The sequence below is a fragment of the Streptomyces sp. NPDC107581 genome, from assembly GCF_055657175.1.
Genome location: NZ_JBVKBH010000010.1, coordinates 307,102 through 321,885, shown reverse-complemented (window position 1 = coordinate 321,885; position 14,784 = coordinate 307,102). Strand labels below are relative to the sequence as shown.

The window sequence follows — 14,784 nt, the reverse complement described above, 5'->3', positions numbered from 1 at the left end:
GCGTTTGTGGTGACCCGGTCCTCCCGCACACCTCCCCTCCCCCTGGCCGGAACCAGTCATCGGTCCGGGCTATTCTGGCCGGCGTACCTGGACACGGGGTGCCCCGCACGGGGCTGAGATCACACCCGTTGAACCTGAACCAGTTAGGACTGGCGGAGGGATGTCGTATGTCGTTGCCGTATGCCCATGAAGAGACGGCCGTCGCCGAGGCGCGGCGCGTCTTCGACGGCCGGATGCCGACGGCCCCCGGGGATCTGCGGGTGGAGGCGCGCGGTATCACGCCGGTGCCCGAGGACGCCCGCTACGGCAGCCCCCGGCGGCTGTTCACCGTATGGTTCGCCCCCAACCTGACGATGACCGGCGTGTTCACCGGCACCGTCGGGGCGGCCCTCGGACTGGATTTCGCCACCGCGCTGCTCGCCGTGGTGCTCGGCACCCTGATCGGAGCGGTGCCCACGGCCTACCTGGGGACCTGGGGAAGCCAGACCGGGGCGGGCCAGCTGCCGCTGGCGCGGCTGGCCTTCGGACGGGCCGTCGCCCTGCCGGGCGCCCTTCAGTGGCTGTCGTCCATAGCCTGGGACGCCCTGATCGGCCTGTTCGGCGGGGACGCGCTGGCCCAGCTGGTCGGCTGTCCCTTCTGGCTGGGTGTCGTGGTGATGCTGGCGGCCCAGGGGGCGCTCGGCGTGATCGGTTACGAGGCGATCCACCGCATGCAGACGGTGATGACCTTCGCGCTCGCCGCCGCGCTCGCCGCGCTGGCGGTGAAGCTCGTGCACAGCACCCAACCCGCCACGGCCGCGACCGTACATGGCGCCGACCGGGCAGGCGCGTTCGTGCTGACCTGCACCATCGCTCTGAGCCTCGCCCTATCGTGGGCCCCGTACGCCAGCGACTTCAGCCGCTACCTGCCACGGACGACGTCCCGTCCGCGCATGTTCTGGTACACCCTGCTCGGTGTCGGCGTGTCCTTCGTCGCGGTGCAGGCGCTCGGCCTGTGGGGCGCCGCGCAGTTCACCGACCAGACCGCCCACGGTGTGGACCGGCTGCTCGGCGGCGGCGCTCTCGGCGCGTTCGGACTCCTCGCGGTCGCTCTCGCGGCACTGTGCAGCAACGCCATGAACGACTACAGCGGGTCGCTGGCGCTGCAGACCATCGGCGTGCGGCTGTCACGGCCGCTCGCCGCCGCGCTCGCCGCGGTGCTCGGATTCCCGCTAGTCCTGTGGATGCACGCCGCCGACACCACCGCCCGCTTCCAGAACGTGCTGCTGTTCGTCGGCTACTGGATCCCCGCGTTCGTCGCGATCGTGATCGTCGACTGGGTGGCTCGCACCCGGGCGCGCGGCGGCCGCCCGGTCGACCTGGCGGCGGAGGAGGCGAAGCCGCAGCCATGGTGGCCGGCTCTCACCGCGTTCGTCGTCGGTTTCGCCGTCTCGGTGCCGTTCATGAGCACCAGCCTGTACGTGGGCCCGGTCGCCCGAGCCCTGCACGGCGCCGATCTCGCCTACCCCGTGGCGTTCCTCGCGGCCCTGCTCGTCTACACGCCGTGGCGCCTACGACCCCAGGTCTGAGCACGCCTCGGCGCAGCGGCGTCGTACGGCCCCGACAGCCCCTCCCCGCGTACGAACGCCGCCGACGCCCTCCCATCCACGTCGGGGCTCCGGCATCACGGCCTGCCGATGGGCATGGGCAGCTCGCTGCGCCGGCCAAATCCATGAGACACAGGTTCTCCGGTCCGTCACCGGGCGTGATGAGACGAGGATTCGGAAAGCGGCTGCCGACACAGCCCAAGCAGACCGAAGCACGCCATGCGGAGTCGTGCCGCACCACTCGGATCCGATGACCTGTTGGAGGTGCGGCGGTGGAAGGCCGAGGACGTTCGGAGTGCGTGCGGCGCGGTGGGTCGGAATCGCGGACCGACGGAGAAGACGATGAGGCAGGAGGTGTTCCATGGGTGAGTACGTCGAAGTCAACGGCACCACGATCTGGACCGAGAGCCGAGGCCGAGGGCCCGATGTCCTGTTGATCGCTGGGCTGGGCGATCCCGCGAAGGCATGGCAGGCACAGCTCGACGGGCTGTCGGACCGGTACCGGGTCATCGCCTTCGACAACCGAGGGGTTGGGCGGACGCCGTTGCCCGACGGACCCATGTCCGTGGCCATGATGGCCGATGACGCCGCGGAACTGCTGCGGGAACTCGGAGTCGAAAGGGCGCATGTCGCCGGCTTTTCGGGCGGCAGTGCGATCGCGCAGGAGTTGGCGCTGCGTCACCCGGAAGCCGTCCGCAGCCTCGTCCTCACGAGTACCTGGGCACGGGCGGACGCCTACGTCGCCGCCATGACCCGCTTCTGGCACTGGCTGGTGACGGAGGCGCCCGACGAACGCGCCATGCTGGAGGCGTTCTTCCTGTGGATCTACTCGCCGCGGGCCCACGCCGACGGCACGGTGCAGCGAACCATCGACGAGGCGCTCGCCTTCCCGTACCCGCAGTCCGTCGAGGCCTTCCAGCGCCAACTGGATTCGTTCATGCGGCACGACACGCTCGATCGACTGCCGGGCATCAGTGCGCCGACCCTCGTCCTGGCCGGTGAGCGGGACATCGCCACGCCTCCGCGGCTCGGCCAGGTCGTGGCCGATGCCATCCCGGGTGCCCGCTTCGAAGTCATGGCGCAGGAAGCCCACCAGCCGTTCCAGGAGTCCCCGGACATGTTCAACGCACGGGTTCACGCCTTCTGGCGCGAGGTCGACGGCGGGGCCTTCCCGTGCTGATCGCCTAGCACACTCCCGGTCCGACCGCCCTGCCCACGGCTCATTTTCGGGCGGCCTCCGGTTCCGGCCATGGACACTCTGCCGTCACTCAGAGTGTCCTTGCCGCAGAATCTGAGCCAGAGCCCGTTCTCATGAGCATGGCATCCGGCCTGGCGCTCGCCGCCGTGCCCGCGCCCCGGGCGGCTTTGGCTCAGCCCAGGGTGTCCATCAGGACGGTGACATAGGCATCCAGCCGCTCCTCCACGGCTCGCGTCGTCAGATCCGTCCTCCCCGCCTCCTGCCATGGCTGCGCCACCGACCGCACTTCTTCTGAGAGCGCCAGTCCGTCCCGCACTCGCCAGTACAGCCGCTCGCTCGCGGCCACGGCCAATACCCCGCCGGTCTCTTCATACGCTTCAGCGAACCGCAGACCCCACGCCGAGACGTGCGGCAGCGCGAGATGGGTGGAGCAGTGCGCCACATCGAGATCCGCCGGCCCCAGGAGGTCTGCACCCAGTCGACGACCCCCGTGATCCGGGGACCTGCCGGCTTTGGGGGCGGCACGTCGAAGAGCACGTTGCCGGGGTGGAAGTCCCGGTGCAGGAATCGCCCTTCATAGGGCGGCGCAGGCCTGCGGATCACGTCGATCGCCGCGGCCCATGCCGCCGCGTCGGCGCCCTTCGGAACGACGACGGTGTCGGCGGTCGTCAACGCCTCATACTCCCGGGGCCGCTCGTCGGGCCGCAACGCGTGGATCGCCACGAGTTGACGGGCCAGTACGGGGACGCGCGTCTCCAATCCCTCGTCGTCGAGGACCGTCCGGCCCGCCAGATGCATCATCAGGAGCGACGGATATTCGCACTGCGCGGCGGTCGGATCCAGCGCGACCAGGCCAGGAGCCGGCACGCCGGTCCCCGTGAGCAGGGTCAGGGCGCCGGCCTCCCGGTTCAGCCGGTCCTCGGCGTGCTCCACTTTGACGATCGTCCGCAGCACCAGGTCACGCGTGCCGCCGTCCCAGGTGCCGAGGGTCAGCCGCCATCGCATTTCGGCAGTGATGCCGCCGTGCAACGCCTCGGTTCTGACGATCCGTTCGCCGGCCTCAAGGTGCCGGCTCACCCAAGTCAAGGTCAACAGCCGGACAGCGGTCGCGTGTTGGTCGACCACCGTGCCCCCTCACCATCCGGACGGCGGCACGCGCAGAAGCCTTGCCGGAGGCGATGGCAACGCTGCTCCGCTCCTCTCGCAGCTGCGCCGCAGGCACCGTTCAGGCACTCGCATCGAGCCGTGACCCCAGCCGGGAAGGTCCCCGTCCAGCGGATTCCGGCAGTGATCGCACGGCTGTGACGAAGGCGCGTCGAAGGGGATTGGCCGAGGGGCCTGGTGCACGACCCGGGCGCACAGTCGCCGCGTGGGCCAGCGATTTGCCTCTGCCGGGTGCGTTCACCCGGATGGCCCGTGCGCGGGGACATGCCGGCAGGTGTCCTCGACGCTGGAATCCCGGGTGTCGCCCGACGCCCTCGCACCGAAGGACCGGCATGCGAATATCCCGTGAGTCCCGCCGCAACGTGAACATCGTCCGTTGGGGTGCGGCACTTCTGGCACTGTCGGGAACCGCCTCCGTCCTGGCACTCGTGACAGCGCAGGCCGGCGGGCCGAGCGGGGATCCCGGGCGGGAGAGGCCCACCATCGTGCTCGTCCACGGCGCCTTCGCCGACGCGTCGAGCTGGAACGGAGTCGTCGAACGGCTCCAGAGCAACGGCTACACGGTGGCCGCACCGGCCAACCCGCTCCGCGGCATCCCCCAGGACTCGACCTACCTCGCAAGTTTTCTGAAGTCCATCAAGGGACCGATCGTCCTGGCCGGGCACTCCTACGGCGGAGAGGTGATCTCCCAAGCCGCCGCAGGAAACGACAACGTCAAGGCCCTCGTGTACATCAACGCGATCATGCCCGACGCGGGCGAGTCCTTCTCCAGCCTCTCCGCGAAGTTCCCTCCCGCCGCCCTCACCACGGCCCTGAAACAGGTGCCCTTCCGCAACGGCGACGGCACCACCGGCACGGACGTGTACGTGCAGCCGGACCGACTGCGCCAGGTCTTCGCCGCCGACCTGCCCACGAGCCAGACCGACATCCTGGGCGCCACTCAGCGCCCGATCGCGCTGTCGGCGTTCGCCGACAAGCTCACCGGCGCCGCGTGGCGCACCAAACCCGTCTACGCGCTCATCGGCAAGGAGGACCGGGCGATCAACCCGAGCCTGGAGCGGTTCGAGGCGCAGCGGGCGCATGCCCGAAAGACGGTGGAGATCGACTCCTCGCACGTCTCCCTTGTCTCCCATCCTCAGGCGGTCAAAAATCTGATCACCGACGCCGCCGAGGACTACATGTGGAAATAGGGGACCCGCACGTACCCGGGCGTGTGCCCGCACGTGTTCGTGTCACGTATTTCCTGTACGGCGGCCACGGGTTGCGGCCTCTCCCATGCCCGCTCAGACTTGTTGGACACGTGTGAACCGGTAACCCCATGCCCTGTCCGGGGCAGTGTGTTCCGGAGGAGCGTCCCATGGCCAAGATCCTGTGTGTGCTGACCGGCGCGAGCTACTGGACCCTCAAGGACGGGCACCGACATCCCACGGGGTACTGGGCCGAGGAGTTCGTGGCGCCCTACAGCGTGTTCACCGACGCCGGACACGAGGTCACCGTGGCGACTCCGCATGGGGTCGTGCCCGTCGTGGACACGATGAGCCTGGAGCCGCGCATGGCGGGCGGCGAGGAGAACGCCCTGCGGGAGGAGGCGGTCATCGAGAAGGCGGACGAGCTGCGGCATCCCGTCTCCCTCGAGGATGTGCGTCTCGACGACTACGACGCGGTCTACTACCCCGGAGGCCACGGCCCGATGGAAGACCTTGCGGTCGACCCGGACTCCGGGTCACTGCTGCGGGAGGCGCTCGCCTCCGGCCGTCCCCTCGGCATCGTGTGCCACGCCCCGGCCGCTCTCCTCGCGACCCGTGACGCGAACGGCGACACGCCTTTCGCGAACTACCGTGTGACGGGTTTCTGCAACGATGAGGAGGCCGGTGTCGGCTTCGCCGACAAGGCCAAGTGGCTGCTCGAGGACGAGCTGAAGAAGCTCCCCACCGAGTATTCGCGGGGCCCTGTCTGGGAGCCCTACACGGTCGTGGACCGCAACCTCTTCACAGGACAGAACCCCGCGTCGTCGGGTCCACTGGCCAGAGAACTCGTCGAAGCTCTGGGCCACGCCCGAGGGTGATGGCCATCTTCGGGAAGTGCCCACTCCTTGCTCGGAGTTGCCCACAGGTGCCTCAGGGGTTCTCCACAGGTGCCTCAGGGGTCCCCCACGGGTGCTTGCGCTCCCTCCCCGTCCTCCCATGTGCGGGCACGAGCTGCGGCTGACCGCGTCAATTGGCCGGCCGGCCCCGGGACCGGCCGCCTGTGGGAGCTGCCGGAACGGCTCTCCGGGGTCGGCTACGCCCTCCCGCACCGTCAGAACGCTGAGCCCCCGCCCGCCGGTCTTGCGCCGTCCGCACCGGTGCCCGGCCCTGCGACGGCTCCGAGCAGCCGGTAGGGCCGCGCACCGGCAACGCCATTCGCCTGTGCCACCGGCGCGTAGAGCAGGCCACGCGCACCGTCCTCGCTTACGAACACGTGCGCGGTGCCCATGCCGGGGGGCGGAGCCGCCCGTAGCCGGTCGGCGGTGGCCTCAGCCCATCGCGCGGCATGGGACGCCGGCTCACTCTCGGCGCGCGCGACGACGACCACGTCGGTCGTGTCGTCGCCGGCTCCGTCCGGCACGACGGTGTGCGCCAACCGGTAGCGGACCAGCCCGGGACGCCCGATCCCCGGGATCTCGCGGTCGATGCGGCCGACCATCTCAGCCCGGTGTTCGCGCACGAAGGCAAGGTGGGCATCGTCGCTGGTCCACTGCGCGACACTGAGCAGCACACGCCCGTCCGCGCTTGCGAAGCAGCTGAGCCGCAGGAAAGCCTCGGGGCGAAACCTGGCCGACAGCTCGTCCCACTCCCCGAGCAGTGCACGGCCCGCCCTGTCCTGACGGTCCGGCGTGTCCGCGATCCACTCGCTGATCAGGGTGGTCCCGGCGTCAGCCCGGGCCAGATCCGGCAGCTGAAGCATTGTCACACAAACCTCCTGTCGTCGCCGTGTGCCCAGCATTGAACGTCAAGCGCGGTTGAGGTCAAGCCGGGCGGCTCAGAGCCCGAGTTGCCGACGCTATGGCTGCTTCGACGGTGAATACGAAGACGCCAGACCGCCGAACGGCATGCAGCCCTCCCCAAGGCGCCCTCGACATCACCGGCCGCCTCCGCCTCGACACATGACCGCAGACACACTCCAAGCAGCACCGAAGTCAACCCCCGAAAGACTTACGAACTCGACCACTAAATGCCTCCTGGGCGAGTCAGGTGAGAACGGAGGCCGTGCTGTGTGTGCCGCCCGGCCCAGAGAAGTTGCTGGTCCCGACGCTGTTGCGCGTGGCGCCTGCCGCACAGGCGCCCTGGGGGGGCGCGGTGGTGCACCGCTACGGCATACTGACGCCTCACTCGTGCAACAAAATGTTTAAGGAGGGTAAATTGGCAGCCAGTTTCAGGACAGTCACCGAGGTGGGAGAGGCCCATCTGGCCCAAGCGCAGGCCCTGGGGCGTGCCTTCCAGGAGGCGATCGCGCCCGCCACCGTCAACTACGACTTCAATCACATTCGCGATGCCGCCGCCCTGCTTCCCGACAGCGAGATCGTCAAGATGGTCCGCGGCTGGAGGCTCCAGGAGGAGGCGCCGATCCTGGTGATGGCGCTCTCCCTCAAGGAGGCGGTACGCCAGGCGCTCCCGCCCGAGGCGGCGCAGGCATCGTTCTGGGACACCGTCGAGCGCGGCCTGGTGGATGCCTTCACCGCTCTGGCCGCGCAGGAGGGCGAACCGGGACTGGCCTACTACGAGGAGGGTTTGGACCACACCAGCTACTACCGCGATCTGTTCTTCGCGCTCCAGGACGAGGAGGCCGACGCGTACCTGTACGCCGTCGCGTTCTGCGCCGACGTCACCGTCGGCCTCGACAAGTCCCGTGTCGGGGCCCTGGGCCTCACCGACACCGCACCGTTCGCGGTCCGGCTCAACGCGATCGTCGTGCGCCAGAAGCTCGCGAACGTGACCTGACCTTCCGGGCATCAGCTGCGGCTTCCTTCCCGGGCCGTCCCCCGTAGGTGCTGCGGCCGATCCCCCACCGGCCCCCACGACAGGTTACGGCCCGCCGTCCCGGGCCGCGAAGACCACTCACCGCTGTGCGGTGGTGACAGCCACCTTGCCGCTTGATCCCGTGGGGCCGGGCATTTCCCCCTCCGACGAGTCCTGCCGCCCGCTTGCGAACCACTTCGGTGACGAACCGTCGGCACTCCCAGTGAGCCGGAGTGCTTCCGTCCCCCCTCCCCCGGCATCAGAGCAGGCCCGACGCCTGACCGCGCCCAGACCGAGAAGCAGGGTACGAACGTGCGCGCTCACCGGTCCGTAACCCCGTCGGAGCCCGTGATGGCGTATGTGGCTCGGATGTGTTCGAGGTAGTGGCCGGCGGCCGTATACGGCCGGTCCTGGGCGCCGTGGCGGTGCAGGCCGATCCGCCCGTCCGGGTGCAGGCGCAGGGTGGTGGTCGCCGCACGGGCCGCCCCGGCCGGGTCACGGCCGGCGCCGGTGAGGGAGGCGGTGCCGAGGACGGGCACCGCCGCGGGGAACATCGCGACGGCGGCCGCGGCCGAGCCGGCGGGCGGTTGGCCGGTGCGGTTGGCGCTGCTGACGTAGAGGACGGGATGGCCGGCGAGGACGGGCAGCAGGGGTGTCCAGCGGGCGCCGAAGAGCAGGGTCCAGCCGTCCCGCGTGGCCGGTGGCAGCCAGGACGGCCCACGGGCGCCGGGCCGCAGCGGCACCAGCAGGGTCGCCCGCTCGTCGGTGAGCAGCCGGCGAGCCAGGGTGGCGCGGTCCGGGTCGAGGTCGAGGACCTCGAAGAGCGCGGCGAGGGTGGCGGGGTCGTGAGCCCAGAGCGCGACAGCCTGCTCGGCCGGCCGGCCCTTGGCCGTGTTGACGGCCTGCGGGTCGGTCGCGGCGACGACGGAGGTCAGCGGCGCCGGATTCGGCAGCACCACCGCCGTGCCCCGCCGCAGGGCACGCCGAGCACCCGCGGCATCGACGGTGCCCAGGTCGGAGTCCGGTGCCGGCTCAGGGACCGTCCCCCGGTCCGCGCTCATCGCTGATCCCCCGTCACACGGTGGCGCAGCCCGTCGAGGTAGCTGCCGAAGGCAGCCTCGTCGACCGTGGCCCGACCGGTCCGATACGCCCGCGTCTTCACCCAGCCCATCGCGGTCTGCGCCTGCGCGTCGTCCAGGTCGTGGCCGAGCCGGGCGGCCACCGCCTTCACCACCCGGGCGCTGGCCAGATGGGTGAGCACCACTCCCGGCGTGATCCCCAGCATCTCCTGGGGGTCGAACGGCTGGAACAGGTGCGGATGCACGAACGGGGTACCCGTGGAGATCGTGCCGACGCCGGTGCCGACGATCGGTGTCGTCACGCTGAGCGGCACGCCGGTCTCCTCGGAGACCATCCGTGCGATACCCGGCAGCCGGGTGAGGTCCGGAGCCGTCCACCAGGCGCCGCGATCCGTGCCCAGCAACCGCGCCGTGCGCTCGGGACCATGGGCGAGCAGGAACAGCAGCTGCTCGGTCGCCACCATGCCGCTGCGTTCGGCGATACCCAGCCAGGAACTGGACACCACCCGCACCCCCGCCCGCAGCGCCTCCAGCGTGTTGGCAAGGCCCAGGCCCAGGTCGTTGTGCAGATGAGAGGCGAGGACCACCTCCTCACCGGCCGCCCTGTCCCGCACCTTGGTGAACATCTCCGCGGCATCCGCCGGGAGTTGGCAGCCCACCGTGTCGGCCAGCACGACGGCCCCCGCTCCCGCTCCGGTCAGCGCCGCCGCGTACGCCGCCATCAGCCCGTGGTCAGCGCGGGAGGCATCCGCCAGGCAGACGTCCACCGCCACCCGGTCGTCCACGTCCTTGGCGTCCTTGACGAGTCCGACACCCTGTTCCAGGGCCTCGCGCGCCGTCCGGTGGGTCATCACCCGCGCCATCGCCTCGGAGGCGGGCACCACGACCATGATCCGCGCGTGCACCGTGCCCCCGACGCAGGCGACGGCCTGCCGCACGTCCGCCGACCTGCCGCGGCACACGGCGGCGACGCTGACCGAACCCTCCGCCTCCACCGCAACCCGCCGTACTGCCTCGAACTCCTCCCCGCAGACCGCCGGGAAGCCGGCCGCGAAGACCACGTGCCGCGGCCCGTGCACACCGAAGATACGCCCCTGCTCCCGCGCCAGCCGGACCCGGAACACCGCGCCCATCAGCGTCTTGGCCTGCGCACCGTCCCGCGCGGACTCCTCCCACAGGACCACCCGCCCCGCCCGAGCCGACTCCCGGACCAGATCCCCGTCCACCGCGCACCCCGATCCCCGGCACGGCCCCGCAGGCGGCCCACCGCTCAGCCCTCCGCCGATGGAGAGCAGCCGGATCCGTACTCTAGATGACCCACCGTCAGACGAACGGGCCGACAGCACGGTCCGCCAACCTGCCAGGGCTGTCGGCTCGGCTGCCGACAAGGTCGATGAAAGCCCTCGACCGGCGGGAGGGAGGGAAGGAAGGAGGGAGGGGGTTCCGGCCGTGCACCAGTCCTCTCGGTCAGTGGCCCCTCCGGCGGACCTCGGCAGCTCGTCAGGAGACCGTCGCCGGGGCATCCCGCACGGTGACGGTGGCGTGGCTCTCCTGGAAGCTCTGGTCCGAAACGAGGGTCAGCCGGGCCGTGGACTGGAGCCCGGGCAGAGTGGTGGAGCCGCAGGAGACCATCGTGGCCTTGAGCTTGGCAACGGTCAGGGCGAGCCCTTCGTTGAGGTCGCCCGCGTAGGGGACGTAGCCGTCGACGCCTTCCTCGAAGACCAGCCCCTGGCCTCCCTGGCCGTAGCGCTGCCAGTTGCGGGCCCGGTTCGAGCCCTCACCCCAGTACTCTTTCACGAAGCCGTCGCGGGTGGGCAGCTTCGCGCCGGCCGCCTGGTCGAAGCGGGCGAAGTACCGCCCCATCATGACGAAGTCGGCTCCCATCGCCAGCGCCAGGGCCACGTGGTAGTCGTGCACCAGCCCGCCGTCGGAACAGATCGGCACGTACTCGCCGGTGCGCTCGCGGAAGGCGTCCCGGGCCGCCGCGACGTCCAGCACGGCGCTGGCCTGGCCGCGGCCGATGCCCTTCTGGTCGCGGGTGATGCAGATGGAGCCGCCGCCCACCCCGACCTTGACGAAGTCCGCCCCCGCCTCGGCCAGAAAGGTGAACGCCTCGCCGTCGACCACGTTGCCGCCGCCGACCGGGACCTCCGGATAGTGCTTCTTCACCCAGGTCAGAGCCTGCGCCTGCCAGTCGCTGTAGCCGTCGGACGAATCGAAGCACAACGCGTCCACGCCCGCCTCCAGCAGGGCGGGGACGCGCTCCTGGTAGTCGTGGGTGTTGACACCCGCGCCCACGCGCAGACGCTTGGCAGCGTCCACGAGCTGGTTCGGGAAGCGCTTGTTGTCCGCGTAGTCGGAACGGAACACCAGATACTGCAGGTGACCCCCGGCATCCAGCACCGGGAGGCAGTCCAGCCGCTCGTCCCACAACCGCGTGTTGGCCTCGGAAAGCGCGATGTCGGGCCCGGCATGGGCCAGTTCGGAGATGGCGGTCATCCGGCCACTGACCGGACCGTCCAGGTCATGGCGCTGGGGGTGGAAGTCCCGGGAGGTCACCAGGCCGAGCAGGCGGCCGGTGGCGGTCCCGTCGTGGGTGACCGCGGCGGTGCTGTGACCGGTGCGGCGCATGACGTCGACCAGGACGCTCAGGCTGTCGCCGGGACGGACGTTCGTGTCGCTGGTGACGAATCCGGCCTTGAAGTTCTTCACCTGGCGGACCGCAGCGGCCTGGTCCTGGATCGGCTGGTTGTGGTGCAGGAAACTGAGACCACCGCTGCGCGCGAGCGCGGTCGCGAGCTCGGGTGTACTGACAGCCTGCATGATCGCGGACGTGAACGGGGACCGCAGCTCGATCGCCGACGCCTCGCCTGCGATGTGCCGCACCAGGGGTGTGCGCAGGTCGACCGTCGCAACCGAGCAGTCGGTCCGAGTCCGGTTCGGCAGGAGCAGAAACTCGTTGAACGTCCGTGAGACCTCGGCGATGATCTGTGCCACTCGTTCCTCCAGACCCGTCGGCCGGGGCCCGACTGCCCCCGCCGTGAGGATCGCCCCCGTATCCCAGGGCCCGGGCAGGCAGAGATCGGCACGGCAGCCGTGGAGGTGCCACCAACTGCGGCAGAGCCCTGACCGGCCCGTGGATCGAACGGGGTGCGGTCGTGACCCGGCACCCTATCGATTGCCTCGGCCTCTGCACGAATCGTGGCCCCTCACCGGTAGGCCGTCCGAGGCGTCCCAACGCGACCGCCGGCCCGTGCGGGCATCGGTCGGCGTCACTCGGTGGGCAGGGCGAGGGCCAACTTGCCCGTGACGCGGCCGTCGAGAAGGTGCCTGACGGCTGCAGCGGTGTCGGTGATCGGGTAGACGCGGTCCACCACCGGCCTGATTGTGCCCGCGTCGATGAGAGCGGTCAGGTCGCGCAGCCCATCGGCATGCTCGGAGCAAATGAAAATGCCCAGGTGCTGGCCGGTGAAAGGGGAGAGCATCTGTGCGCGGAGCTGCCGGTCAGTGCCGCCGAGCAGGGGACCGTTCGTCTCGCCGCCGGTGATCACCAGTCTGCCGCGGGGCGTGAGGGCGCGGCGCAGGTCCCGCAGACCGCGGTTGCCGGCGATGTCGATGATGACGTCGTAGCGTCGTGGGCCCGCGAGGAAATCCTCGCGCAAGTAGTCGATCACGCGGTCGGCGCCCAGCGCCCGTACGGCATCGAGCTTGCGCGTGCTCGCGACGGCCGTGACCTGGGCACCGAAGGCGTGGGCGAGTTGGACGGCGAAGGTGCCCACGCCGCCGGCGGCTCCTGTGATCAGGATCCGGCGGCCCTCCTGGACCCCGCCCTTGTCGCGAACCGCCTGGAGCGCGGTGAGCGCGCTGACGGGTACCGTCGCCGCCTCCTCGAAGGTGAGACCGGCCGGTTTGGGAGCGATCCTGTCGGGGCGGGCGACGGCGTATTCGGCGAACGCGGCGGCTGCCGTGCCGTAGACCTCGTCGCCGGGCGCGAACCCGGTCACGTCGGAGCCGACCGCCTCGACGACACCGGCAATGGTGCGGCCGGGGTTGGGGAGCTTCGGCCTGCGCAGCCCGCTCACGGGCCGGACCGCGTACGGCAGACCGGCCATCAGATGCCAGGTGCCCCGGTCCACGCTGGAGGCGCGCACCCGCACCAGTACCTCGCCCGGCCCCGCATCGGGCCGGGCGAGGTGCGCCGTGCGCAGCACGGCTTCCGGCTCGGCGCCGTAGCGCTCCTGCACGACGGCCGTCATCGTCCTGGTCCCACCGGCGGCGATCGGCTCGCTCATGTTCCGCATCGTCACTGCTTCCGTTTCCGTCACCCGTTACTTACGGCGTATGTATAGGACTTACGCCGTAAGTACAGCACTTACGGCGTAAGCTCGTCAACGCCGGGAGACCACGAGAGGAAGCGACTGTCCGCCATGCCCCGACGTACCACCCCGCAGCCGGCCCGCCAGACGCTCACCCGGCAGCGGGTGCTGCACGCAGCCGTCGAACTCGCCGACACGGCCGGCCTGGAGACGCTCTCCATGCGCAAACTCGGCGAGGCCGTCGGAGTCGAGGCCATGTCCCTGTACAACCACGTGGCCAACAAGGAGGACCTGCTCGACGGCATGGTCGACCTGGTCTTCGGCGAGGTAGACCTGCCCACACCGGGTGACGACTGGCGCCCGGCGATGCGGCAGCGGGCCCTGTCCATGCGCCTCGTACTGTCCCGCCACCGCTGGGCCATCGGGCTGATGGAGTCGCGGTCCACCCCGGGCCCGGCCACCCTGCGTCACCACGACGCCGTTCTCGGCTGCCTGCGCCGGGGCGGGTTCTCCCTCGCCCTGACCGCCCACGCCGTCTCGGTTCTCGACAGTTACATCTACGGGTTCGCCCTGCAGGAGAAGACCCTGCCCTTCGACACCCCTCAGGAGACCGCCGAACTGGCGGAGTCCATCATGAGCGGATTCGCCGACGGCCAGTACCCGTACCTGGCCGAGATCGCGACCGCTCATGTCATGCGACCTGGGTACGCCTACGGCGACGAGTTCGCCTTCGGACTGGACCTCATCCTCGACGGTCTCCAGCAAGCGGCGGGCTGACGAGCCGTCACGGCACTCGGACACCGCGGGACCGCGGGACTGCGGGACCGCGGGACTGCGACTCGGCAATGTACCCAATCAGGGGGTTTGCGAGTCCCGTTGCTTCAAGGGATCTCCTGAGGGATCGATGCTCATCTCATGAAGTGGTACACGAAGACGTCCCGGTTCCTCGTCACCGTCGGTGCCGCGATCACGTTGGCAGCCGCCGCGCCTGCCGATTTCCGAGCCGCCGGCGGAAGGTTCGACTACGACGGCACGGACGGAACACACAACGTGATCGCCAACCCGCCGGACGGCGTATGCATCGACCTCTCCAAGACAGCGATCGGCGTGGACAACCAGACGGACACACAAGTCACGCTCTACACCGGCAAGGGCCAACTCGCCCGCTGCACCGGCACCAAGGAGGTCGTACCGAAATACACGGCGATCACCTGGGGAAGCTACCGTCCCAACAGCATCTGGTTCGGGGCCGGGGCGCCGTAGCGCCCTACGCGCTGCGCGGCCGACGGCCCGCCGTCTTCTTCTTGGTCGCCTTCTTCGCCGCGGCCTTCTTGGCCGGCTGCAACATGTACCCACGTACCCCGGTGACCGTGGCCCGGACCGGAACACCACGTGCCTGACCGCCGAGGGTTGTCCGGCGCCAGGACTTGGACGCCGGGCATC

At 70.2% G+C, this 14,784-nt stretch carries 12 protein-coding genes, 1 pseudogene and 1 riboswitch; of the genes and pseudogenes, 7 read left to right on the top strand and 6 right to left on the bottom strand.

Translation table 11 applies throughout. The annotated features are described in order from the left end of the window. Positions 1-84: 84 nt before the first annotated feature. Positions 85-178: riboswitch (TPP riboswitch) on the top strand. Both ACZ7P3_RS26425 and ACZ7P3_RS26420 read left to right on the top strand, forming a co-directional pair. Then, positions 168-1,568, top strand: coding sequence for a purine-cytosine permease family protein (locus ACZ7P3_RS26425; protein WP_472085519.1), 1,401 nt, complete (start codon positions 168-170; stop codon positions 1,566-1,568). It overlaps the preceding riboswitch by 11 nt. 379 nt (positions 1,569-1,947) lie before the next feature. After that, positions 1,948-2,766 carry an alpha/beta fold hydrolase gene (locus ACZ7P3_RS26420; RefSeq protein ID WP_472085518.1) on the top strand — a complete coding sequence of 273 codons (819 nt, stop codon included), beginning with the start codon at positions 1,948-1,950 and terminating at the stop codon, positions 2,764-2,766. Between the two features lie 190 nt (positions 2,767-2,956). Here ACZ7P3_RS26420 and ACZ7P3_RS26415 read toward each other — a convergent pair. Then, a pseudogene (locus ACZ7P3_RS26415) lies at positions 2,957-3,861 on the bottom strand (phosphotransferase family protein). Between the two features lie 419 nt (positions 3,862-4,280). Here ACZ7P3_RS26415 and ACZ7P3_RS26410 point away from each other — a divergent pair. Then, entirely contained in the window at positions 4,281-5,138 is an 858-nt protein-coding gene (locus tag ACZ7P3_RS26410; protein ID WP_472085517.1) for an alpha/beta fold hydrolase, read from the top strand. Positions 5,139-5,305: 167 nt separating this feature from the next. Beyond that, complete coding sequence (locus ACZ7P3_RS26405; RefSeq protein ID WP_472085516.1) at positions 5,306-6,013, top strand: type 1 glutamine amidotransferase domain-containing protein; 708 nt, start codon at positions 5,306-5,308, stop codon at positions 6,011-6,013. 233 nt (positions 6,014-6,246) lie between these two features. Here the strand turns inward: ACZ7P3_RS26405 and ACZ7P3_RS26400 are convergent, their stop codons facing one another. After that, positions 6,247-6,894 carry an antibiotic biosynthesis monooxygenase gene (locus ACZ7P3_RS26400; protein WP_472085556.1) on the bottom strand — a complete coding sequence of 216 codons (648 nt, stop codon included), beginning with the start codon at positions 6,892-6,894 and terminating at the stop codon, positions 6,247-6,249. Positions 6,895-7,349: 455 nt separating this feature from the next. Between ACZ7P3_RS26400 and ACZ7P3_RS26395 the strand changes: the two genes are divergently transcribed. Beyond that, a complete protein-coding gene (locus ACZ7P3_RS26395) occupies positions 7,350-7,928 on the top strand; it encodes a Type-2Aa cytolytic delta-endotoxin (RefSeq protein ID WP_472085515.1) in 579 nt (192 codons plus the stop codon). A 338-nt stretch (positions 7,929-8,266) separates the two neighbouring features. Here ACZ7P3_RS26395 and ACZ7P3_RS26390 read toward each other — a convergent pair whose 3' ends face one another. The 4 genes from ACZ7P3_RS26390 to ACZ7P3_RS26375 all read right to left on the bottom strand — a co-directional run bounded on the left by ACZ7P3_RS26390 (position 8,267) and on the right by ACZ7P3_RS26375 (position 13,317). Next, the gene (locus ACZ7P3_RS26390) at positions 8,267-9,007 is read right to left on the bottom strand and encodes a hypothetical protein (RefSeq protein WP_472085514.1); all 741 of its coding nucleotides are present in this window, start codon (positions 9,005-9,007) and stop codon (positions 8,267-8,269) included. Next, entirely contained in the window at positions 9,004-10,251 is a 1,248-nt protein-coding gene (locus ACZ7P3_RS26385; protein ID WP_472085513.1) for a 2-isopropylmalate synthase, read from the bottom strand. Before ACZ7P3_RS26385 ends, ACZ7P3_RS26390 begins: the two co-directional genes overlap by 4 nt. Positions 10,252-10,525: 274 nt before the next feature. Then, positions 10,526-12,022, bottom strand: a complete 1,497-nt coding sequence (locus ACZ7P3_RS26380; protein ID WP_472085512.1) for an IMP dehydrogenase — start codon at positions 12,020-12,022, stop codon at positions 10,526-10,528. Between the two features lie 275 nt (positions 12,023-12,297). Next, positions 12,298-13,317: an NAD(P)-dependent alcohol dehydrogenase gene (locus tag ACZ7P3_RS26375; RefSeq protein ID WP_472085511.1), complete on the bottom strand. Its 1,020-nt coding sequence runs from the start codon at positions 13,315-13,317 to the stop codon at positions 12,298-12,300. Between the two features lie 135 nt (positions 13,318-13,452). Between ACZ7P3_RS26375 and ACZ7P3_RS26370 the strand changes: the two genes are divergently transcribed. Both ACZ7P3_RS26370 and ACZ7P3_RS26365 read left to right on the top strand, forming a co-directional pair. Beyond that, the gene (locus ACZ7P3_RS26370) at positions 13,453-14,118 is read left to right on the top strand and encodes a TetR/AcrR family transcriptional regulator (RefSeq protein ID WP_472085510.1); all 666 of its coding nucleotides are present in this window, start codon (positions 13,453-13,455) and stop codon (positions 14,116-14,118) included. A 138-nt stretch (positions 14,119-14,256) separates the two neighbouring features. Beyond that, positions 14,257-14,604, top strand: coding sequence for a hypothetical protein (locus ACZ7P3_RS26365; protein WP_472085509.1), 348 nt, complete (start codon positions 14,257-14,259; stop codon positions 14,602-14,604). Positions 14,605-14,784: the final 180 nt, after the last annotated feature.